Genomic DNA, 18,648 nt, shown 5'->3' on the forward strand with positions numbered 1-18,648 from the left:
TACTTGAGTAAGTTCCTGGGGATGAGTTATTTAACTACCTACCTGCAACTTAAATTCTTTAGGATAAATATTTTATCCCTTATAACTCCCTGGTCTTCCTCACCCTTGCCGCATAAAGATCGACCGTCGTTTTAAGAATATCCAGCGTTACTGGTTTCGACAGGCAGCTATCCATTCCCGACTCAATACAGCGTTGTTTCTCTTCTGCAAGCGCATTTGCCGTCACCCCCACTACAGGCAAAGTCAAACCGAGCTGACGAATCCGTTGTGTCAGGCGATAACCATCCATATTCGGCATGTTGACGTCGCTGAGCACAATATCAATGTGATTTTTACTCAACACATTCAGTGCATCGACACCGTCGTTCGCCGTTTTACATTGATAGCCCAACGATCCTAGCTGATCTGCCAGCAAACGTCGGTTGATAGGGTGATCATCGACGACAAGAATCATCATATCGTCATTTTTTTCATTACTGTCAGCGGCTACCGGTTGGGTGGAATCTGCTCCTGGCAGATTAACCGTAATGCTATAAATGCGCCCAAGGAGCAGCAACAAATCATGCGGTGCGGCAAGACTATGTAACCAGCAACCCGGCGAGGCTTCAATTGGGATTCCGATATGCCGACGGCAGAAGATAATGGCGGCACGCCCTTCCCAGGCTTTTTCCAGCTCATCATCGGTTATCAAGATATCGTCGTTATCAGGCAGTTGGCCCTGATACTGCCGAACATCGATTTGGTTACGAGTAAGTACAGACTCGAGATATTTACTCAACGAAGCATTACGCACTGCCAGCCAGCAGCGTTTTTTAACCAATCCTTCAACCTGGGATTGCTCGGCGTATTTTGCAGCGTATAAAGGAATACGGATTGTAAACTGGCTCCCCATCCCCACTTCAGTATCAACGGCAATATCGCCATCCATCATGCTAATTAGCTTCTCGCAGATAGCCAGTCCAAGCCCTGTGCCCTGGAAGTTATGCTGTACGCCTGTGCCCACCTGGAAGAATGGGTCAAATAAGCGAGTGACTTCTTTTGCCGGGATACCGACGCCGGTATCACGCACACGCCAGGAGAGGTAATCCCCTTCCACACTGACGTGCAGAACAATGCAGCCAATATCGGTAAATTTGATGGCGTTACTGAGTAAGTTAGAAATGACCTGTTGCAAACGCATTGGGTCACCTTGCAGCGTCAGCGGCACATCCGGTTCGATAAAACAGTACAGCCCGAGCTGTTTACGCACCACCAACGGCAGATAGTTTGCGGTGATATGGCTCATCACTTCGCGTGGTGAGAACTCATGCGGCTCTATTTTTAACTGCTCGGATTCAATTTTCGAGAAATCGAGAATATCGCTGATGATTTTCAGTAACAGGCTCGATGAGTTATTCATCGCCGTTACCAGGCGATCTACCCCTTTCGGTAGCTCTTTAGTTTGCAATAAATCCAGGTTACCGATGATGCCATAGAGCGGCGTGCGCAGTTCGTGACTTACGGTGGCTAAGAACATGGATTTTGACTGGCTCGCCTGCTCAGAGGCTTGTGCCATTTCCTGGAGCGACTCTTCCATCTTGACGCGCGCACTGACATCCACCAGCACACAAATCGCCACGTTTTCATTCCGGTAACGCGAATGGACAAAGCTAATCTGCAAGTTGGTATGGCTACTGGTCAGTACATCGACAAAATTAACCTGCTGACCACAGATAATTTGTGTTAACCGTTGTCGGTCTTCATGGGTCAGCATGTTGAGATAATTGTGCGCCAGCTCATTACTCAGAATGTTTGTCCCATCCTGAGTACGTAAAATACAGATACCGACCGGCGCTGAGGCCACAATTTTACGGTTGAACTGCTCGTGCTCTTCGAGACGCAGGGCATCATTTTCCGCAGGAATAAAGATCCGTTTTTCATACATACGCGCCAGAGTAAACAGCAAGCCCCCCACCAGGATATTCAGCAGCACCGCATTGAGAATCAGCATGCGAATGCGTTCAAGCACCATATCCACAGGTACGGAGTACACCACGCTCATCGATGACGGCGGCAGGTTTTTCTTGAGAATAAATTGCTTATATCCGGCGGTATAGCCAAACCAGGAACGTTCCTGAAGCCATTTTTCATCAGGCTGAATATTTGCTTCCGGGCCTGTCAGTGAAATCAATGGATGGCTATTTTCGTCGAGAATCGTTACGCCAATTGGCATTGAACCCGGTGAAAGGAAGTTCTCCATGCGGATGGTTTGCTCAACACCCAGCAGAGCCTGCAAGCGGTTAGCCAGATACACAGGCGTAAGAGTATAGAAATACCCGACCCCTGGGCGTGAACCCTGACCAATCCAGTAAATACTATTGCTGCGCTCATCTTGTGGTGCATTGCGATATTTCATGATGCGCTCATGCAGTGTTTTCAACGCTTTTTCACGCTCAAGGGGCATCTCGCGCAGGCCGAAATCCGCCATACACAGATTGTCACCGCCAATCAAAAAGACGCGATTAAGATCGTAGGCTGCAGAGAAATTGTCTCGCCAGTAGCGCAAGAACCACGCCAGTGATTGCAAAGAAGAGCGCCAGGTTGAGCTGACAGCTGAACAGTCCGAGTCCGGGAACAACGGCATGAAACTCGGTGGGTCGACTCTGTTGTCATCATTTTCCACGGACGGCAACACGCCATTAGCGGCGGTCAGACGATTTTCCGCAATGTACTTGAGCTCTTTCACCACATCAGACGTACGCTGGATATAACGCTGTGCCTGGTCAAAGCTGATATTAAATTCCTGGCGAATTTCTGCCTCTTTTTCATGTAGGGCATTCATGATGTAGAACACCGAAAAGAGCGCAATCAGCAGCCAAAGCAATAAAGCCAGTGCCCGAAACAGGTAGCGGGAGACTTTTAGTGTGGTGCGAAAGGAGACAAGATATTTCAAATTGAGCCTGGTCGTGGAAATTGCAAAACTTTAGATGCCGTTAAGGTAGCCGCAAAAATGGCAGCCCGCAACGGCAAAGGGAATAAGGTTTTTCGCGATCAATACCTGCAATTTGCCGTGATGGCTGTCTGCATCTATCGGATCGCGAGGTACTACGATCAGAACTTTTCGATAACTTTGAAATGCATCAACACTAATGTCATATCCGGAGAGAACAGATCGTACTCTTCAAAAAAGCGTTTATGCTCGTTGCGCCAGTACGCCAGCGTGCGGTCACCTTCACCTTCTGCCAGAGCGTGGGCTTCATCCACCTGTTCAAAAGTCGTCATTTCTGTCGTGGTCAGTTCAATCGCGCAAACCGGCTTATTCTTGCCATCAACCACCACAAAAACATCGCCAGGCTGGGCAATGCCCTCGCCATCCAGGTTAGCGCAGGTGGCTGTTTTCACGCCATCGAGCACTAATTTAGCCAGTTCATCAGCCTGTTTTTCGGTATCACCAAACGCCCAGCGTTCTACATCTTCATACTTCTCAGGAATAGCCATTGAGTTACCTTATGAGTTAAACCAAGCCTAACTTGATATTAAAATAAAAAACGCCCGATGCAATAAATGCATCGGGCGTTATGAGTCATATCAAACAACAAAATTCAGATTATTCGTCTGCTTCGTCGTCTGCTTCATCAGAAGCGTTGTCATCTACGTCTGCTTCTGGTGCGATTTCGTCATCACCTTCCGCAACTGAGCCGTCGATGGCATCCAGTTCTTCTTCATCAACCGGTTCTGCAACACGTTGCAGGCCCACCACGTTTTCATCATCCGCAGTACGGATAAGGATAACGCCCTGGGTGTTACGGCCAACGACACTCACTTCAGAAACGCGAGTACGTACCAGAGTACCTGCATCGGTAATCATCATAATCTGGTCAGTATCTTCAACCTGTACTGCGCCAACGACGCTGCCGTTACGCTCGGTGACTTTGATTGAGATAACGCCCTGAGTTGCACGTGACTTAGTCGGATACTCATCAGCCGCGGTACGTTTACCATAACCATTCTGCGTCACGGTCAGGATAGAACCTTCACCGCGTGGAATAATCAGGGAAACCACTTTGTCTTCACCCGCAAGCTTGATACCACGAACACCTGTTGCAGTACGGCCCATGGTACGAACGGCGTCTTCTTTGAAGCGCACCACTTTACCCGCAGCCGAGAACAGCATGGCTTCGTTGCTACCGTCAGTCAAATCAACACCAATCAGCTCGTCACCTTCGTTCAGGTTAACAGCGATGATGCCCGCTGAACGTGGGCGGCTGAAGTCGGTCAACGCAGTTTTCTTCACGGTACCGCTTGCGGTCGCCATAAATACGTTAACGCCTTCGGCATATTCACGAACCGGCAGAATAGCGGTAATACGTTCGTTCGCTTCCAGTGGCAACAGGTTAACAATTGGACGGCCACGCGCACCACGGCTCGCTTCCGGCAACTGATAAACCTTCATCCAATACAGGCGACCACGGCTGGAGAACAGCAGAATGGTATCGTGAGTATTGGCAACCAACAGGCGGTCGATAAAGTCTTCTTCTTTAATACGTGCTGCGGATTTACCTTTACCACCACGACGTTGTGCTTCGTAGTCGGTCAGCGGCTGATATTTCACATAGCCCTGGTGGGACAGCGTCACAACCACATCTTCGCGGTTGATCAGATCTTCAATGTTGATATCAGAGGTGTTTGCGGTGATCTCGGTGCGACGCTTGTCGCCAAACTGATCGCGCATGGCAACCAGCTCTTCGGTGATCACTTCCATCAGACGTTCAGCGCTGCCCAAAATGTGCAGCAACTCAGCAATCTGTTCCAACAGCTCTTTGTATTCGTCGAGCAGTTTTTCATGCTCAAGGCCGGTCAGTTTCTGCAAACGCAGATCCAGAATTGCCTGGGCTTGTTGCTCGGTCAGGAAATATTGACCATCACGAATACCGAACTCTGGTTCCAGCCACTCAGGACGCGCAGCATCATCACCGGCACGTTCCAGCATGGCAGAAACGTTGCCCAGAGCCCATGAACGGGCAATCAGGCCAGTTTTCGCTTCGGCGGCATTTGGAGAATGACGAATCAGCTCGATAATCGGGTCGATGTTCGCAAGCGCAATCGCCAGACCTTCAAGGATGTGCGCACGGTCGCGTGCTTTACGCAGTTCGAAAATAGTACGACGAGTCACAACTTCACGGCGGTGACGCACGAACGCAGAAAGAATGTCTTTCAGGTTCATGATCTTCGGTTGGCCCTGGTGCAGCGCAACCATGTTGATACCGAAGGAAGTTTGCAGTTGAGTCTGAGAATAAAGATTATTCAGAACCACTTCGCCCACTGCATCGCGTTTAATTTCGATAACAATGCGCATACCGTCTTTATCGGACTCATCACGCAGAGCGCTAATGCCCTCAACGCGTTTGTCTTTCACCAGTTCAGCGATTTTCTCAATCAGGCGAGCTTTGTTTACCTGGTATGGAATTTCATGAACGATGATGGTCTCACGACCTGTTTTCGCATCTGCTTCAACTTCTGCACGGGCGCGAATGTAAATCTTGCCACGACCAGTGCGGTACGCTTCTTCAATGCCACGACGGCCATTGATGATAGCGGCAGTTGGGAAGTCCGGGCCTGGGATGTGTTCCATTAACCCTTCAACGGTAATGTCTTCGTCTTCAATAAACGCCAGGCAGCCGTTGATAACTTCAGTGATGTTATGAGGCGGGATGTTAGTTGCCATACCTACTGCGATACCGGATGAACCGTTAACCAGCAAGTTAGGAATTTTGGTCGGCATAACATCAGGAATGCGCTCGGTTCCGTCGTAGTTATCGACGAAATCTACCGTGTCTTTTTCGAGATCGGCCATCAGTTCGTGAGCGATTTTCGACATACGGATTTCCGTATAACGCATCGCCGCGGCGGAGTCACCGTCCACAGAACCAAAGTTACCCTGGCCATCTACCAACATGTAACGCAATGAGAATGGCTGCGCCATACGCACGATAGTGTCATAGACAGCGGTATCACCATGAGGGTGATATTTACCGATTACGTCACCAACAACACGGGCGGATTTTTTGTACGCTTTATTCCAGTCATTGCCCAATACGTTCATGGCGTAAAGTACGCGACGGTGTACCGGCTTGAGTCCATCGCGGACATCTGGCAGTGCGCGGCCGACAATAACCGACATCGCGTAATCCAGATATGAGCTCTTTAGCTCTTCCTCAATGTTGACCGGTGTAATTTCTCTGGCAAGGTCGCTCATGTATCCGCTATCCCTCTACTGTGTCCCGGATTCAAAGGTCGCAAATTATAACACAATCGCCCTACTTTGGGGAAACCACAACATGGTTGCCGAATGGTTTATTCACAGACATTGACTGATATACTCCCGCCACGAAACGAACAAGGAGTGAGTAGCCCCATGAATGCCGAAAACCAGCCGGTTATCCAGAACGTTGACCATGATGAAATCGCCAAATTCGAAGCCGTAGCCTCACGCTGGTGGGATCTTGAAGGCGAATTTAAGCCTCTGCACCGCATCAACCCGCTGCGTTTGGGTTATATCAGTCAACGCGCAGAGGGGTTATTTGGCAAAACGGTGCTTGATGTCGGCTGTGGCGGTGGGATTCTGGCAGAGAGCATGGCGCGCGAAGGTGCCAATGTGACCGGGCTGGATATGGGTTTCGAACCATTACAGGTTGCTAAGCTCCATGCGCTGGAAAGCGGTATCAAGGTTGACTACGTTCAGGAAACCGTTGAGCAGCACGCGGAAAAATTTGCCGGGAAATATGACGTGGTGACCTGTATGGAAATGCTGGAGCATGTGCCAGATCCGAAATCAGTCGTGACTGCCTGTGCGAAATTGGTAAAACCTGGTGGTCACGTCTTTTTCTCCACCCTTAACCGTAATGGTAAATCCTGGCTGATGGCGGTGGTCGGTGCAGAGTACATCCTGCGCATGGTGCCAAAAGGTACACACGACATTAAAAAATTCATCAAGCCTGCGGAATTACTGGCCTGGGTGGATGAGACTCAACTGCGCGAACGTCACATGACCGGGTTACATTTCAACCCGCTGACCAACACGTTCAAACTTGCAGCAGGGGTTGATGTTAATTACATGTTGCATACACAAGCCGAAAATTAATTTTTATCCATAAGCTAGGTTGATGAAAACTGCGTGGTATCAAACCGCGCACTTATCAATGAAGTTTAAGAAATCAGCACTCGATCAAAAATATCATTTTTTTTGCATCCCATTGACAATTGTCACAGGCCTTATGTGACGTGGACTTAGCGAAATTCCGCTTGTCACAACCTTAAATCCGTCTCGAAATCAATACTTGTTCTCAGCCGATTAGTTACTAGAATACTCACCATATAGTGATCAAGTAATCCACAACCCCCTACATATAGTATTTATCCACAAGGTTAGCCACTAGAGGCCAACTGTGGATAAACGGGGCATTTTTCATTTCACGGACAGGTACAAACGCACATGAATCAGAGTCTGCTGGTTACAAAACGTGACGGTCGCACTGAGCGTATCGATCTGGATAAAATCCATCGAGTTCTGGATTGGGCCGCCGAAGGCTTAAATAACGTATCCGTATCACAGGTTGAACTGCGCTCGCACATCCAGTTTTATGACGGCATCAAAACCTCTGACATTCATGAAACCATCATCAAAGCAGCTGCCGATTTAATCTCTCGCGAAGCGCCTGATTACCAGTATCTGGCTGCGCGTCTGGCTGTGTTCCATCTGCGCAAAAAAGCTTACGGTGAGTTCGAGCCGCCAAAGCTCTATAACCATGTCGTGAAAATGGTTGAGATGGGCAAATACGATCAACATCTGCTGGAAGACTACACGGAAGAAGAGTTCAAGCAGATGGACGATTATCTCGACCATGATCGTGATATGAGTTTCTCTTACGCGGCTGTTAAACAGCTCGAAGGCAAATACCTGGTACAGAACCGTGTGACCGGTGAAATCTACGAAAGCGCACAGTTCCTCTATATTCTGGTAGCCGCCTGCCTGTTCTCTGGTTACCCGCGCGAAACCCGTCTGAGCTACGTGAAGCGTTTTTACGATGCGGTTTCTACCTTCAAAATTTCTCTGCCTACGCCGATTATGTCTGGCGTGCGCACCCCAACTCGCCAGTTCAGCTCTTGCGTACTGATCGAGTGCGGCGACAGCCTGGACTCCATCAACGCCACTTCCAGTGCAATTGTGAAGTATGTTTCCCAACGTGCCGGTATCGGCATTAACGCCGGTCGTATCCGTGCGCTGGGTAGCCCAATTCGTGGTGGTGAAGCGTTCCACACCGGTTGTATCCCGTTCTACAAACACTTCCAGACCGCAGTGAAATCCTGCTCTCAGGGCGGCGTACGTGGCGGTGCTGCGACACTCTTCTACCCAATGTGGCACCTGGAAGTTGAAAGCCTGTTGGTACTGAAAAACAACCGTGGTGTTGAAGGCAACCGCGTACGCCACATGGATTACGGCGTGCAGATCAACAAGCTGATGTACACCCGTTTGTTGAAAGGCGAAGACATCACACTGTTCAGCCCGTCTGACGTCCCAGGTCTTTACGATGCGTTCTTTGCTGACCAGGAAAAATTCGAGCAGCTGTATACTAAATACGAAAAAGACGACAGCATCCGTAAGCAACGCGTGAAAGCCGTTGAACTGTTCTCGCTAATGATGCAGGAACGCGCGTCTACTGGCCGTATCTACATTCAGAACGTTGACCACTGCAACACCCATAGCCCGTTTGACCCGGCTATCGCGCCAGTTCGCCAGTCCAACCTGTGCCTGGAAATCGCGTTGCCGACCAAACCACTGAATGACATTAACGATGAAGACGGTGAAATTGCACTGTGTACGCTGTCTGCATTCAACCTGGGTGCTATCGAAAGTCTGGATGAGCTGGAAGAGCTGGCAATTCTGGCAGTGCGTGCTCTGGATGCGCTGTTGGATTACCAGGACTACCCAATCATTGCCGCTAAACGCGGTGCGATGGGCCGTCGTACTCTGGGCGTTGGTGTGATTAACTTCGCTTACTACCTGGCGAAGAATGGCGTTCGTTACTCCGACGGCAGCGCCAATAACCTGACGCACAAAACCTTTGAAGCGATTCAGTACTACCTGCTGAAAGCATCGAACGAGCTGGCGAAAGAGCAAGGCCCTTGCCTGTGGTTCAACGAAACCACCTACGCAAAAGGCATTCTGCCAATTGACACGTACAAGAAAGACCTGGATGTCATCAGCAACGAGCCGCTGCATCTGGACTGGGAAGGTCTGCGTGAGTCGATTAAAACTCACGGCCTGCGTAACTCCACGCTCTCTGCGTTGATGCCGTCTGAAACCTCTTCGCAGATTTCTAACGCCACCAATGGTATCGAGCCACCTCGCGGCCATATCAGCATTAAAGCGTCGAAAGACGGTATCCTGCGCCAGGTTGTGCCGGATTACGAAACACTGAAAGACAACTATGAACTGCTATGGGATCTGCCAAATAACGACGGTTACCTGCAATTAGTGGGTCTGATGCAGAAATTTATCGACCAGTCGATCTCTGCAAACACCAACTATGACCCAACGCGCTTCCCGTCTGGTAAAGTGCCGATGCAGCAGTTGCTGAAAGATTTGCTCACCGCCTATAAATTCGGTGTTAAAACGCTTTACTATCAGAATACCCGCGACGGCGCGGAAGATGCGCAAGACGACCTGGCGCCTTCAATCCAGGACGATGGCTGCGAAAGCGGCGCATGTAAAATCTAACTTAAAATCCCCTCACTTTGCTGAGGGGATTTTTTCGACGCATGACAGGATTTGACCTCATGGCTTACACCACTTTTTCACAGACGAAAAACGATCAGCTTGCAGAACCGATGTTCTTTGGCCAGCCGGTGAACGTGGCACGCTACGATCAGCAAAAATATGACATCTTCGAAAAGCTGATTGAAAAGCAACTCTCCTTCTTCTGGCGCCCGGAAGAAGTGGACGTTTCTCGCGACCGTATCGATTATCAGGCGCTGCCCGATCACGAAAAACACATCTTCATCAGCAATCTGAAATACCAGACCCTGCTGGACTCCATTCAGGGCCGCAGCCCTAACGTTGCTCTGCTGCCGCTTATCTCTATTCCTGAGCTGGAAACCTGGGTCGAAACGTGGGCGTTTTCCGAAACTATCCACTCGCGCTCTTACACTCATATCATCCGTAATATCGTTAACGATCCGGCGATTGTGTTTGACGATATCGTCACTAACCAGGAAATCTTAAAGCGCGCAAAAGATATCTCCGGTTATTACGACCGACTGATTGAAATGACCAGCTACTGGCATCTGCTGGGTGAAGGTACGCACAACGTGAACGGCAAAACCGTGACCGTAAACCTGCGAGCACTCAAGCGCCAGCTCTATTTATGCCTGATGAGCGTTAACGCGCTGGAAGCGATTCGCTTCTACGTCAGCTTTGCCTGCTCCTTCGCTTTCGCCGAACGCGAACTGATGGAAGGCAATGCTAAAATCATCAAGCTGATTGCCCGTGACGAAGCGCTGCATCTGACAGGCACGCAGCACATGCTAAACTTGATGCGCTCTGGTGAAGACGATCCTGAAATGGCTGAAATCGCCCTGGAATGCCGCCAGGAGTGCTACGACCTGTTCGTACTGGCCGCCGAGCAAGAAAAAGAGTGGGCAAGCTACCTGTTCCGTGACGGTTCGATGATCGGGCTGAACAAAGATATTCTCTGCCAGTATGTTGATTACATTACCAACATCCGTATGCAGGCAGTTGGTCTGGACCTGCCATTTAAAACACGTTCTAACCCAATCCCATGGATCAACGCCTGGCTTGTGTCTGACAACGTGCAGGTTGCACCGCAAGAAGTGGAAGTGAGTTCTTATCTGGTCGGGCAGATTGATTCAAACGTTAATACCGACGATTTAAGCGATTTCCAGCTGTAAATTATGAGCCGCATTACGCTACGAATCACCGGAGCACAACTCCTGTGTGAAGAAGAACATCCTTCCCTGTTGGCGACTCTGGAATCTCACCAGGTCGCCGTAGAATATCAGTGTCGAGAAGGTTACTGCGGCTCCTGCCGTACCCGCTTGATTACGGGCGAAGTGAAGTGGCTTACCGAACCGCTGGCGTTTATACAGCCCGGTGAAATATTGCCTTGCTGCTGCCAGGCGCAGGGCGATATTGAGATAGAGATGTAAAAAAACCTCCTGCTGGAGGTTTCAGATTGCTAACAAAGGGTGATGAATGGATTTTGTAGGGTGGATAAGCGTCAGCGTCATCCACCATTTTCGCCAGTTTTGTCGGATGACGCTGTGCTTATCCGACCTACGAAAAGATTTGTCATTCGTCTCAAACCTCCTGCTGGAGGTTTTTTTATGCGTACTGATTTGTTAATTACGCACGGATCACATCCACAACATTAACCCAGCCATGCTCTGCGGCAACATCCCAGCCGTTAAGCCAGCGACGCAGCATATTGAGTGCCATCATCGCGCAGACTTCCTGACGTGTACGCAGGGCGTAGCGGGTCACACTGAATTTGACCTGCAATCCATAAGTGCCTTTTGGTGTGTGTAGCGCAAAGTTAAGCTGCTCGTCATCCAGGCTTCCCACCACCAGCGCAACAGCGCTACCGGCTTGCAGTGCGAACGCTTTAGCACGCCCGGTCAATTGCGCCAGTGTTTCAGGACGAGACGATAAGACTTCACTGTTCCCCAGCGGCGCTTGCACGCTGGCAAGCTGCAAGCAGAGCAGCCCGGCGGTGAATTGCTCACTGACTGCAATATTGAGCGACTGCGCTCTCAGGCGCTCGGCAAGTTGCGCAGGTAAACCTTCTGTTCCTTGAAAAATGGCACTTTCACCGGCAACACGCTGCACTTGCGGCCATACGGCTTCCATCGCCTGGCGTTGGCTTGCCGGGCCGGTCAATTTTAATTCGATAATCGGCATTGATGAGCGATAGCCCATTACCGCACCTTCCGGTAACGGAATCGGCTCAAGGCTTTGAGCTAACTCGCTTTCGGAACGCCCAAAAGTGGTAAGACGCAGGCAAACTGGCGGCTCTGGCAGCACAAAGCGCTCACGCAAACGCGGCATGATTTGTTGTTCGACCATCACCTTAAATTCGGAAGGAACACCGGGAGTGAAAAACATCAGACAGCGGTTCAGCTTTAGAGCAAAGCCACAGGCTGTACCAACCGGGTTATCAACCATTTCACTGGTCGCAGGGATTAATGCCTGCTTGCGATTGCTCGGTGCCATTTCACGTCCGCGCTCGGCGAAGAAACGCTCCATATGCGCAAGCCATTCCTGATGTATTACCAGTTCCACACCTGCGGCAGTGGCAGCAGCCAGTGCACTGAGGTCGTCGCTGGTTGGCCCAAGGCCACCATTTACAATCAGAACATCCGCCTGCTCGCTGCGCTCTTTAAGCACCGCGATTAAATCTTCAAGACTGTCGCCCACCGTATTGCGGCGCGACATCGGTAAACCCTGGTTAAAAAAGTAATCAGCAAGCCAGGCTGCGTTAGTGTCAATAATTTGACCATGCAGCACTTCGTCGCCGGTAGAGAGCATTTCCACTTTTATCATCGTTGTACTCCGCGGGAAGATAACGATTTACTATAACTCAAGCAGGATAGATTGGGCTGAAATGAATAGGCCGCGACAGAATGTCGCAGCCTGAAAAGATTAGAATCTTGCGCTTACGCCGACATATGGGCCATCAGCGATGGTGTTATTACGATCGCCATCTTTACCATCAACACCAATGTAACGGTAACCTGCTTCAACGCTAATCGGGCGCATGATTGTCCAACGCGCACCGCCGCTTGCTTCTTGATAGTTTTTCACGCCGCTGGACAGTGAATCCGGGGAGTAATAGTAATCACCAAACACGGTGAAGCTTTCGAAAATAGGCCAGCTCAGACCGCCGCCTACTGCAACTGCATAGCCTTCTTTGCTGTCGTTCGGGTTCAGATAAACACCGCGCCCGCCAACCGTTGCCATCATTGGCCCCAATGGAACATTCAGACCTAAGCCAAGACCGACAATATCGCCATCATCATCGTTGTGCGCATAGTTGCCGTTGATAGCAATACCTGAGGATTCGGTACCAAAACCTACGCCAACGTTAGTATATTTTTCACCCGCCTCACCACTAACACTGATTGCGCTTGCCGATGCAGATACGAGTGCCAAACCGGCAACGCCAGCCATTAATAATTTGTTCATGCTTTCAATCCTGAGCAGAAAAAGGGATATCCCTGAAAAGCGCCGATTCTACCGCCCCAATTGATGTAAGCAATGTATCAGGAATACTTTTCGTCATTCCTTTGTAAGAAAATGAAAAAAAAGTATTTCACGGCGCCTTAAGTGCCCAAAAGTTTAATTCTCACCAACAACCCGCCAGCTGCTGAACGCAGCAATTCAGGCCGTGTACGATGATAACGCGCAATATCATTAACCAGCGCAAGCCCAATCCCCGCTCCACTTTGCTCAGCACTGTTATCTAAACGATGGAATGGCATCAGCGCATGGCGAACCTGGCCACTCTCAATACCCGGGCCGTTGTCTTCAATTTCCAGCCAGACAATTTGCGATTCATCACGGGTGACACGAATAGTCACAATGCCGTTCTCTGGCGTGTATTTCAGCGCATTATCCAGCAGATTCATGCACATCTCCCCCAGCAGCAACGGCTCGCCGGTTATCAAAGCCTCTGATAAGCCTTCATAGCCCAAATCGATATTTTTACTTCTCGCCTGCGCCATACAGGAGAAACAACACGCCTGGGCGATTTTCACCAAATCCACCGCCTCCATCGTTTGCCCTTCAGACTGATCCAGGCGACTAAGCCGCGAAAGTTGTAATAACCGCTCGGTTAAATGGATGGTGTTATCCAGCGTGACCTGCATTGCCTCCAGACTTTCACGCCACTGCATCGGATCGGGGCTACTGAGTGCTACTGACGCCTGAGTTTTTAGCACCGTGAGGGGTGTACGCAGTTGGTGGGAAGCATCGGCACTGAACCGGGACTGCCTGGTAACCAGGCCACGCAGCCTATCGATATAGCGGTTAAACGAAACTATCAATAAGCGGGTTTCCGACCAGGGCAATAAATCAGGTAGCGGGTTGAGATCGCCAGGATCGCGGCGCACCATCAGCACTGAAAGTTGGCGCATCGGTTTTAGCACACGTCTTAATAACAGCCAGGCGAGCGTCAGGGTCAGCAGCACCAGGCCCCCTTGAGTCAGGGTCGCAGACATCAACAAACGAACCGCAAGTGCGTGCCGCGACTGAACGGTTTCGGCAACAATAATTTGTGCCATCCCGTTTACCCCACCTTCATTGACGGGCTGAAGCAGGCGCGCAACTCGCAATGCCTGTCCCCGGTATGTGGCGTTATAGAACCACGCCAGCGCGGGATAGAGATCGGTGCCGGGGGTATTTTTTGGCATATCGGGTAAGTCGTCGTAACCCGATATGACATTGCCCTGGGTATCTGTGACTTTGTAATACAACCGGTCGTTCATATTGCGCTCGAAACTATCGAGTACGACCCACGGCACATCCACTGCGAGCTTACCGTCATGCACCACCAGCTGTTCCGCCACAGTGCGTGTCGAGGCCAGTAATGTACGGTCGTAGGCCTGAGTGGCAGCATTCATCGCGCTTAAATAGCCGCTCACCGCCGATAAGCCCCACAAAATAAATAATGGTAACCCCAGGAAAAGCAGCAATTGTCCGAATAAAGATTGCGGTTTAATGGCTCGCATCACTGCACTCCAGCACATAGCCGAGCCCGCGTAGCGTGGTTATCTGAACATTGCTGGTGATTAATTTTTTCCGTAACCGGTGAATATAAAGTTCGATGCTTTCCGGGCTGGCGTCGTCGCTCAAACTAAACACCTGTTCAAACAGCTGCTGCTTGGGAACCGGACGCGTACGGCGGTACATCAATACCGTCAGGATCGCGTGTTCTCGTGGGGTTAATGCCAGCGGTTTGTTATCCAACAGGAAATAACCCTCATCGTGAAAAGCGAGTTGCCCCAGCTGTTGTTGCTCATGGATTTGCCCCTCGCTACGTCGCACCAGTGCCCGCAGCCGTGCATCGAGCTCCTCGAGCTCAAAAGGCTTTGGCAGATAGTCATCAGCCCCCGTATTCAACCCTTTAACACGATCGCTCACCGTACTGTGTGCAGTTAGCAGCAGTACCGGCAATATCTGCCCGCGTTTACGCAAACGCTGTAAAACCTCCAGACCATCCATTCTCGGCATCCCGATATCCATTACTGCGACCGCATAACGTTCGTTTTGTAATAGATGATCGGCAGCCTGACCATCAAACACACAATCCACCGCAAAGCCCGCTTGTATCAGGGCTTTCTCAAGCCAGTGAGCCAGCTCACGGTTATCTTCCACCAGTAAGAGACGCATATCACATCCTGTAAAGTTTCTGCCGTCCTGAAAGGTAAATGAAAGGTTATTGCTTTAACAATCACGCAACGAAGCAGCTGTAATGCGCTTCACATAATGCGAAACATCTACCGCCTTTTTGACGTGAGGATGAATAAAAAATGAAACGTACCCTAATCTCTGGTTTTATTGCTTCAGCTTTTTTATTAACCGCTTTCAGTACGCTGGCAGCAGAAGTCCCCTCCCGCACCGAGTGTATCGCCCCGGCCAAACCTGGCGGTGGTTTTGACCTGACGTGCAAATTGATTCAGGTCAGCCTGCAAGAAACGGGCGTACTTGAAAAACCAATGCGCGTTACCTACATGCCAGGCGGCGTCGGCGCTGTGGCTTACAACGCAATTGTTGCTCAGCGCCCTGCGGAAGCAGGCACTGTTGTCGCCTTCTCCGGTGGTTCTTTGCTGAACCTATCGCAAGGTAAATTTGGCCGTTATGGCGTGGATGATGTGCGCTGGCTGGCAAGTGTTGGCACCGATTACGGCATGATTGCCGTGCGTGCTGATTCACCGTGGAAAGATCTGAAATCACTGTTAGCTGCGATGGAAAAAGATCCTAACAGCGTGGTGATTGGTGCCGGTGCATCCATCGGCAGCCAGGACTGGATGAAGACTGCCTTGCTTGCGCAAAAAGCTAACGTCGATCCACACAAAATGCGTTACGTCGCTTTTGAAGGTGGTGGCGAACCGGTAACGGCGCTGATGGGTAATCACGTTCAGGTAGTTTCAGGCGATCTTAGCGAAATGGTGCCTTATATCAGCGGTGACAAACTGCGTGTATTGGCAGTGTTTGCTAACGAACGTTTACCCGGTGAACTGGCACAAATCCCTACCGCAAAAGAGCAAGGTTATGATCTGGTGTGGCCGATAATCCGCGGCTTCTACGTCGGCCCGAAAGTGAGCGATGCGGAATACCAGTGGTGGGTCGAAACCTTCAACAAACTCCAACAAACCGACGATTTTAAAAAACAGCGCGATCTACGTGGCCTGTTCGAATTCAACATGACTGGCAAAGAGCTGGATAATTATGTGAAGAAACAGGTCACTGATTATCGCGAGCAAGCCAAAGCATTTGGCCTTGCTAAGTAACAGGAGGCGATGATGAGCGATCGTATTTTTGCCGGGATCTGGATTGTTCTGTGTATTGGTGGCCTGTTTATCGGCTGGCAAATTCAGAGCGAATACAGTTATGAACCCGTAGGGCCGCGCCCGTTTCCTTTAACCATTATCGGTCTGATGTTGATGTGCGCGGTGTTGTTGATACTGCGTCATCCCGACGTGGTGGAGTGGCCGCACCGCCAGACGCTGCAACGCTTACTGATTATGGTCGCAACCCTTGCACTGTACGCATGGGCATTCGAATGGCTCGGTTTTCCTCTCGCAACGACGCTCCTCACCGCCTGTTTCGGTTTGCTGTTTGGCGCGACAATTCCGGCAGCATTAATTTCCGGAGTGGTGATGGGGGGCGTGTTGTTCTACTCCTTTGACCGTCTGTTGGATGTGACCCTTCCTCTCGGTGTTTGGCTGAATTGACCTATGATCTAGCCCCTTTAGTTTTCGAGGTGTAGGCAGGCGGCAAACTTACGCATCTGCAACTTGAAAGCTGGCGGGGTGAACGGAGTACTTATGGATACCTGGTTCTATCTCTCGCAAGGTTTTGCCGTTGCTCTGACGCCGGAAAACCTAATGATCGCCCTGATTGGTTGCTTTGTCGGTACCATCGTTGGGCTGCTGCCTGGCCTCGGCCCGATTAATGGCGTGGCGATTTTACTGCCGCTGGCCTTCGCACTTAAATTACCGCCGGAGTCAGCATTAATTCTGCTGGCAACGGTTTATATCGGTTGTGAATACGGAGGACGCATCTCATCGATACTTCTTAACGTTCCGGGGGATGCGGCCGCCATTATGACCGCACTCGATGGTTATCCGATGGCGAAGCAGGGTCGTGGTGGCGTGGCGTTATCTATTTCCGCCGTAAGTTCGTTTATTGGCTCCCTACTGGCAATTATTGGCATCATTCTTTTTGCACCCGCACTGGCGCAATGGTCGCTAGCGTTTGGACCTGCTGAATACTTTGCATTGATGGTCTTTGCCATTGCCTGCCTCGGTAGCATGATGGCGCAAAATCCGCTGAAGTCGTTTCTTGCAGCACTGATTGGTCTGGGTCTTGCCACCGTCGGAGTGGATGCCAACACCGGGGTATATCGCTTCACATTCGATAGCGTTCACCTCTCCGACGGTGTGCAATTTATTGTGGTTGTAATTGGTCTGTTCTCAGTTTCAGAAATTCTGTTAATGCTCGAAAGCACCAGTAGCGGGCAAGTGTTGGTGCGTAAAACCGGGCGCATGATGTTTAGCATGAAGGAGGCCGCACACTGTACCGGAGCCGCTTTACGCTCATCCGTTATCGGTTTCTTTGTCGGGATTTTGCCGGGTGCAGGTGCCACCATCGCCAGTGCCATTGCATATATGACCGAGAAGAAGATAAGCGGTAATAGCGACACGTTTGGTAAAGGTGATATTCGTGGCGTTGCAGCACCGGAAGCGGCAAATAACGCCTCTGCCTGCGGCTCGTTTATCCCAATGTTAACGCTCGGCGTGCCGGGTTCTGGCACCACGGCGGTGATGATGGGCGCGCTGACGCTCTATAACATTACGCCTGGGCCTGCGATGTTTACCGAGCAGCCGGATATTGTTTGGGGTTTGATTGCTTCGCTGCTGATTGCCAACGTGATGCTGCTTATCATGAACATCCCGTTAATCGGCTTCTTTACCAAGATGTTGAGTATTCCGTTGTGGTTCCTGGTGCCAGCCATTGCTGCGGTTTCTGCGGTTGGCGTTTACGCAGTACATAGTACGACCTTCGATTTGCTGTTGATGGTCGGGCTGGGTGTACTGGGTTATATCCTGCGCAAAATGCACTTCCCAATGTCACCATTAATTCTGGGTTTCGTCCTGGGTGAAATGTTGGAGCAAAACCTGCGCCGCGCGCTATCAATCAGCAACGGCGGGTTGAGCATTCTGTGGGAGAGTGGTGTAGCGAAAGGTCTGCTGATTATGGCCGTAACGGTGATTATCGTACCACCGGTTCTGCGCATGATTCGCCGGCAGCGGAATAAATCAGCCTTAGAATCGGGCATGTAGTCGGATTAGCGCAAGCGGCATCCGACC

General features: G+C 50.5%; 14 protein-coding genes. 7 read left to right on the forward strand and 7 right to left on the reverse strand.

The window, feature by feature from the left end:
• Positions 1–79: 79 nt before the first annotated feature.
• The 3 genes from rcsC to gyrA form a co-directional block, all read right to left on the reverse strand.
• The gene (gene rcsC, locus IX31_RS07005; protein ID WP_034456615.1) at positions 80–2,932 is read right to left on the reverse strand and encodes a two-component system sensor histidine kinase RcsC; all 2,853 of its coding nucleotides are present in this window, start codon (positions 2,930–2,932) and stop codon (positions 80–82) included.
• A 158-nt stretch (positions 2,933–3,090) separates the two neighbouring features.
• Complete coding sequence (locus IX31_RS07010; protein WP_034456618.1) at positions 3,091–3,477, reverse strand: ASCH domain-containing protein; 387 nt, start codon at positions 3,475–3,477, stop codon at positions 3,091–3,093.
• Between the two features lie 109 nt (positions 3,478–3,586).
• Positions 3,587–6,235 carry a DNA topoisomerase (ATP-hydrolyzing) subunit A gene (gene gyrA, locus IX31_RS07015; protein ID WP_034456621.1) on the reverse strand — a complete coding sequence of 883 codons (2,649 nt, stop codon included), beginning with the start codon at positions 6,233–6,235 and terminating at the stop codon, positions 3,587–3,589.
• A gap of 159 nt (positions 6,236–6,394) precedes the next feature.
• On the opposite strand from gyrA, the gene ubiG reads away from it, so the two are divergent.
• The 4 genes from ubiG to yfaE all read left to right on the forward strand — a co-directional run bounded on the left by ubiG (position 6,395) and on the right by yfaE (position 11,205).
• Positions 6,395–7,120, forward strand: a complete 726-nt coding sequence (ubiG, locus tag IX31_RS07020) for a bifunctional 2-polyprenyl-6-hydroxyphenol methylase/3-demethylubiquinol 3-O-methyltransferase UbiG (RefSeq protein WP_034456624.1) — start codon at positions 6,395–6,397, stop codon at positions 7,118–7,120.
• 351 nt (positions 7,121–7,471) lie between these two features.
• Positions 7,472–9,757 carry a class 1a ribonucleoside-diphosphate reductase subunit alpha gene (gene nrdA, locus IX31_RS07025; protein ID WP_034456626.1) on the forward strand — a complete coding sequence of 762 codons (2,286 nt, stop codon included), beginning with the start codon at positions 7,472–7,474 and terminating at the stop codon, positions 9,755–9,757.
• 59 nt (positions 9,758–9,816) lie between these two features.
• Positions 9,817–10,947, forward strand: coding sequence for a class Ia ribonucleoside-diphosphate reductase subunit beta (gene nrdB, locus IX31_RS07030; RefSeq protein ID WP_034456628.1), 1,131 nt, complete (start codon positions 9,817–9,819; stop codon positions 10,945–10,947).
• 3 nt (positions 10,948–10,950) lie between these two features.
• Positions 10,951–11,205 carry a class I ribonucleotide reductase maintenance protein YfaE gene (gene yfaE / locus IX31_RS07035; protein ID WP_034456630.1) on the forward strand — a complete coding sequence of 85 codons (255 nt, stop codon included), beginning with the start codon at positions 10,951–10,953 and terminating at the stop codon, positions 11,203–11,205.
• Positions 11,206–11,401: 196 nt separating this feature from the next.
• On the opposite strand, the gene IX31_RS07040 is transcribed toward yfaE, so the two are convergent.
• The 4 genes from IX31_RS07040 to tctD all read right to left on the reverse strand — a co-directional run bounded on the left by IX31_RS07040 (position 11,402) and on the right by tctD (position 15,445).
• Positions 11,402–12,598: a nicotinamide mononucleotide deamidase-related protein YfaY gene (locus tag IX31_RS07040; RefSeq protein ID WP_034456632.1), complete on the reverse strand. Its 1,197-nt coding sequence runs from the start codon at positions 12,596–12,598 to the stop codon at positions 11,402–11,404.
• Between the two features lie 99 nt (positions 12,599–12,697).
• Complete coding sequence (locus IX31_RS07045) at positions 12,698–13,240, reverse strand: YfaZ family outer membrane protein (protein ID WP_034456635.1); 543 nt, start codon at positions 13,238–13,240, stop codon at positions 12,698–12,700.
• Between the two features lie 137 nt (positions 13,241–13,377).
• Positions 13,378–14,784 (reverse strand): sensor histidine kinase, encoded by a 1,407-nt coding sequence (locus IX31_RS07050; protein WP_034456637.1) that lies wholly within the window; start codon positions 14,782–14,784, stop codon positions 13,378–13,380.
• A complete protein-coding gene (gene tctD / locus IX31_RS07055) occupies positions 14,771–15,445 on the reverse strand; it encodes a transcriptional regulator TctD (RefSeq protein ID WP_034456639.1) in 675 nt (224 codons plus the stop codon). Before tctD ends, IX31_RS07050 begins: the two co-directional genes overlap by 14 nt.
• A 140-nt stretch (positions 15,446–15,585) precedes the next feature.
• On the opposite strand from tctD, the gene IX31_RS07060 reads away from it, so the two are divergent.
• From IX31_RS07060 to IX31_RS07070, 3 genes are all read left to right on the forward strand, one after another.
• The gene (locus tag IX31_RS07060; protein WP_034456641.1) at positions 15,586–16,566 is read left to right on the forward strand and encodes a Bug family tripartite tricarboxylate transporter substrate binding protein; all 981 of its coding nucleotides are present in this window, start codon (positions 15,586–15,588) and stop codon (positions 16,564–16,566) included.
• A gap of 12 nt (positions 16,567–16,578) precedes the next feature.
• Positions 16,579–17,010, forward strand: a complete 432-nt coding sequence (locus IX31_RS07065; protein ID WP_034456643.1) for a tripartite tricarboxylate transporter TctB family protein — start codon at positions 16,579–16,581, stop codon at positions 17,008–17,010.
• A 93-nt stretch (positions 17,011–17,103) separates the two neighbouring features.
• Positions 17,104–18,621, forward strand: a complete 1,518-nt coding sequence (locus IX31_RS07070) for a tripartite tricarboxylate transporter permease (protein WP_034456645.1) — start codon at positions 17,104–17,106, stop codon at positions 18,619–18,621.
• Positions 18,622–18,648 lie beyond the last annotated feature (27 nt).

Source organism: Buttiauxella noackiae, from assembly GCF_000737905.1.
Lineage (GTDB): Bacteria > Pseudomonadota > Gammaproteobacteria > Enterobacterales > Enterobacteriaceae > Buttiauxella > Buttiauxella noackiae.

Bases quoted from the DNA above. Each gene is read 5' to 3' on its own strand.
- gyrA (WP_034456621.1), bottom strand. From the start codon at position 6,235: ATGAGCGACCTTGCCAGAGAAATTACACCGGTCAACATTGAGGAAGAG.
- IX31_RS07060 (WP_034456641.1), top strand. From the start codon at position 15,586: ATGAAACGTACCCTAATCTCTGGTTTTATTGCTTCAGCTTTTTTATTA.
- IX31_RS07050 (WP_034456637.1), bottom strand. From the start codon at position 14,784: ATGCGAGCCATTAAACCGCAATCTTTATTCGGACAATTGCTGCTTTTC.
- IX31_RS07040 (WP_034456632.1), bottom strand. From the start codon at position 12,598: ATGATAAAAGTGGAAATGCTCTCTACCGGCGACGAAGTGCTGCATGGT.
- IX31_RS07065 (WP_034456643.1), top strand. From the start codon at position 16,579: ATGAGCGATCGTATTTTTGCCGGGATCTGGATTGTTCTGTGTATTGGT.
- nrdA (WP_034456626.1), top strand. From the start codon at position 7,472: ATGAATCAGAGTCTGCTGGTTACAAAACGTGACGGTCGCACTGAGCGT.
- yfaE (WP_034456630.1), top strand. From the start codon at position 10,951: ATGAGCCGCATTACGCTACGAATCACCGGAGCACAACTCCTGTGTGAA.
- IX31_RS07010 (WP_034456618.1), bottom strand. From the start codon at position 3,477: ATGGCTATTCCTGAGAAGTATGAAGATGTAGAACGCTGGGCGTTTGGT.
- IX31_RS07045 (WP_034456635.1), bottom strand. From the start codon at position 13,240: ATGAACAAATTATTAATGGCTGGCGTTGCCGGTTTGGCACTCGTATCT.
- tctD (WP_034456639.1), bottom strand. From the start codon at position 15,445: ATGCGTCTCTTACTGGTGGAAGATAACCGTGAGCTGGCTCACTGGCTT.
- IX31_RS07070 (WP_034456645.1), top strand. From the start codon at position 17,104: ATGGATACCTGGTTCTATCTCTCGCAAGGTTTTGCCGTTGCTCTGACG.
- ubiG (WP_034456624.1), top strand. From the start codon at position 6,395: ATGAATGCCGAAAACCAGCCGGTTATCCAGAACGTTGACCATGATGAA.
- nrdB (WP_034456628.1), top strand. From the start codon at position 9,817: ATGGCTTACACCACTTTTTCACAGACGAAAAACGATCAGCTTGCAGAA.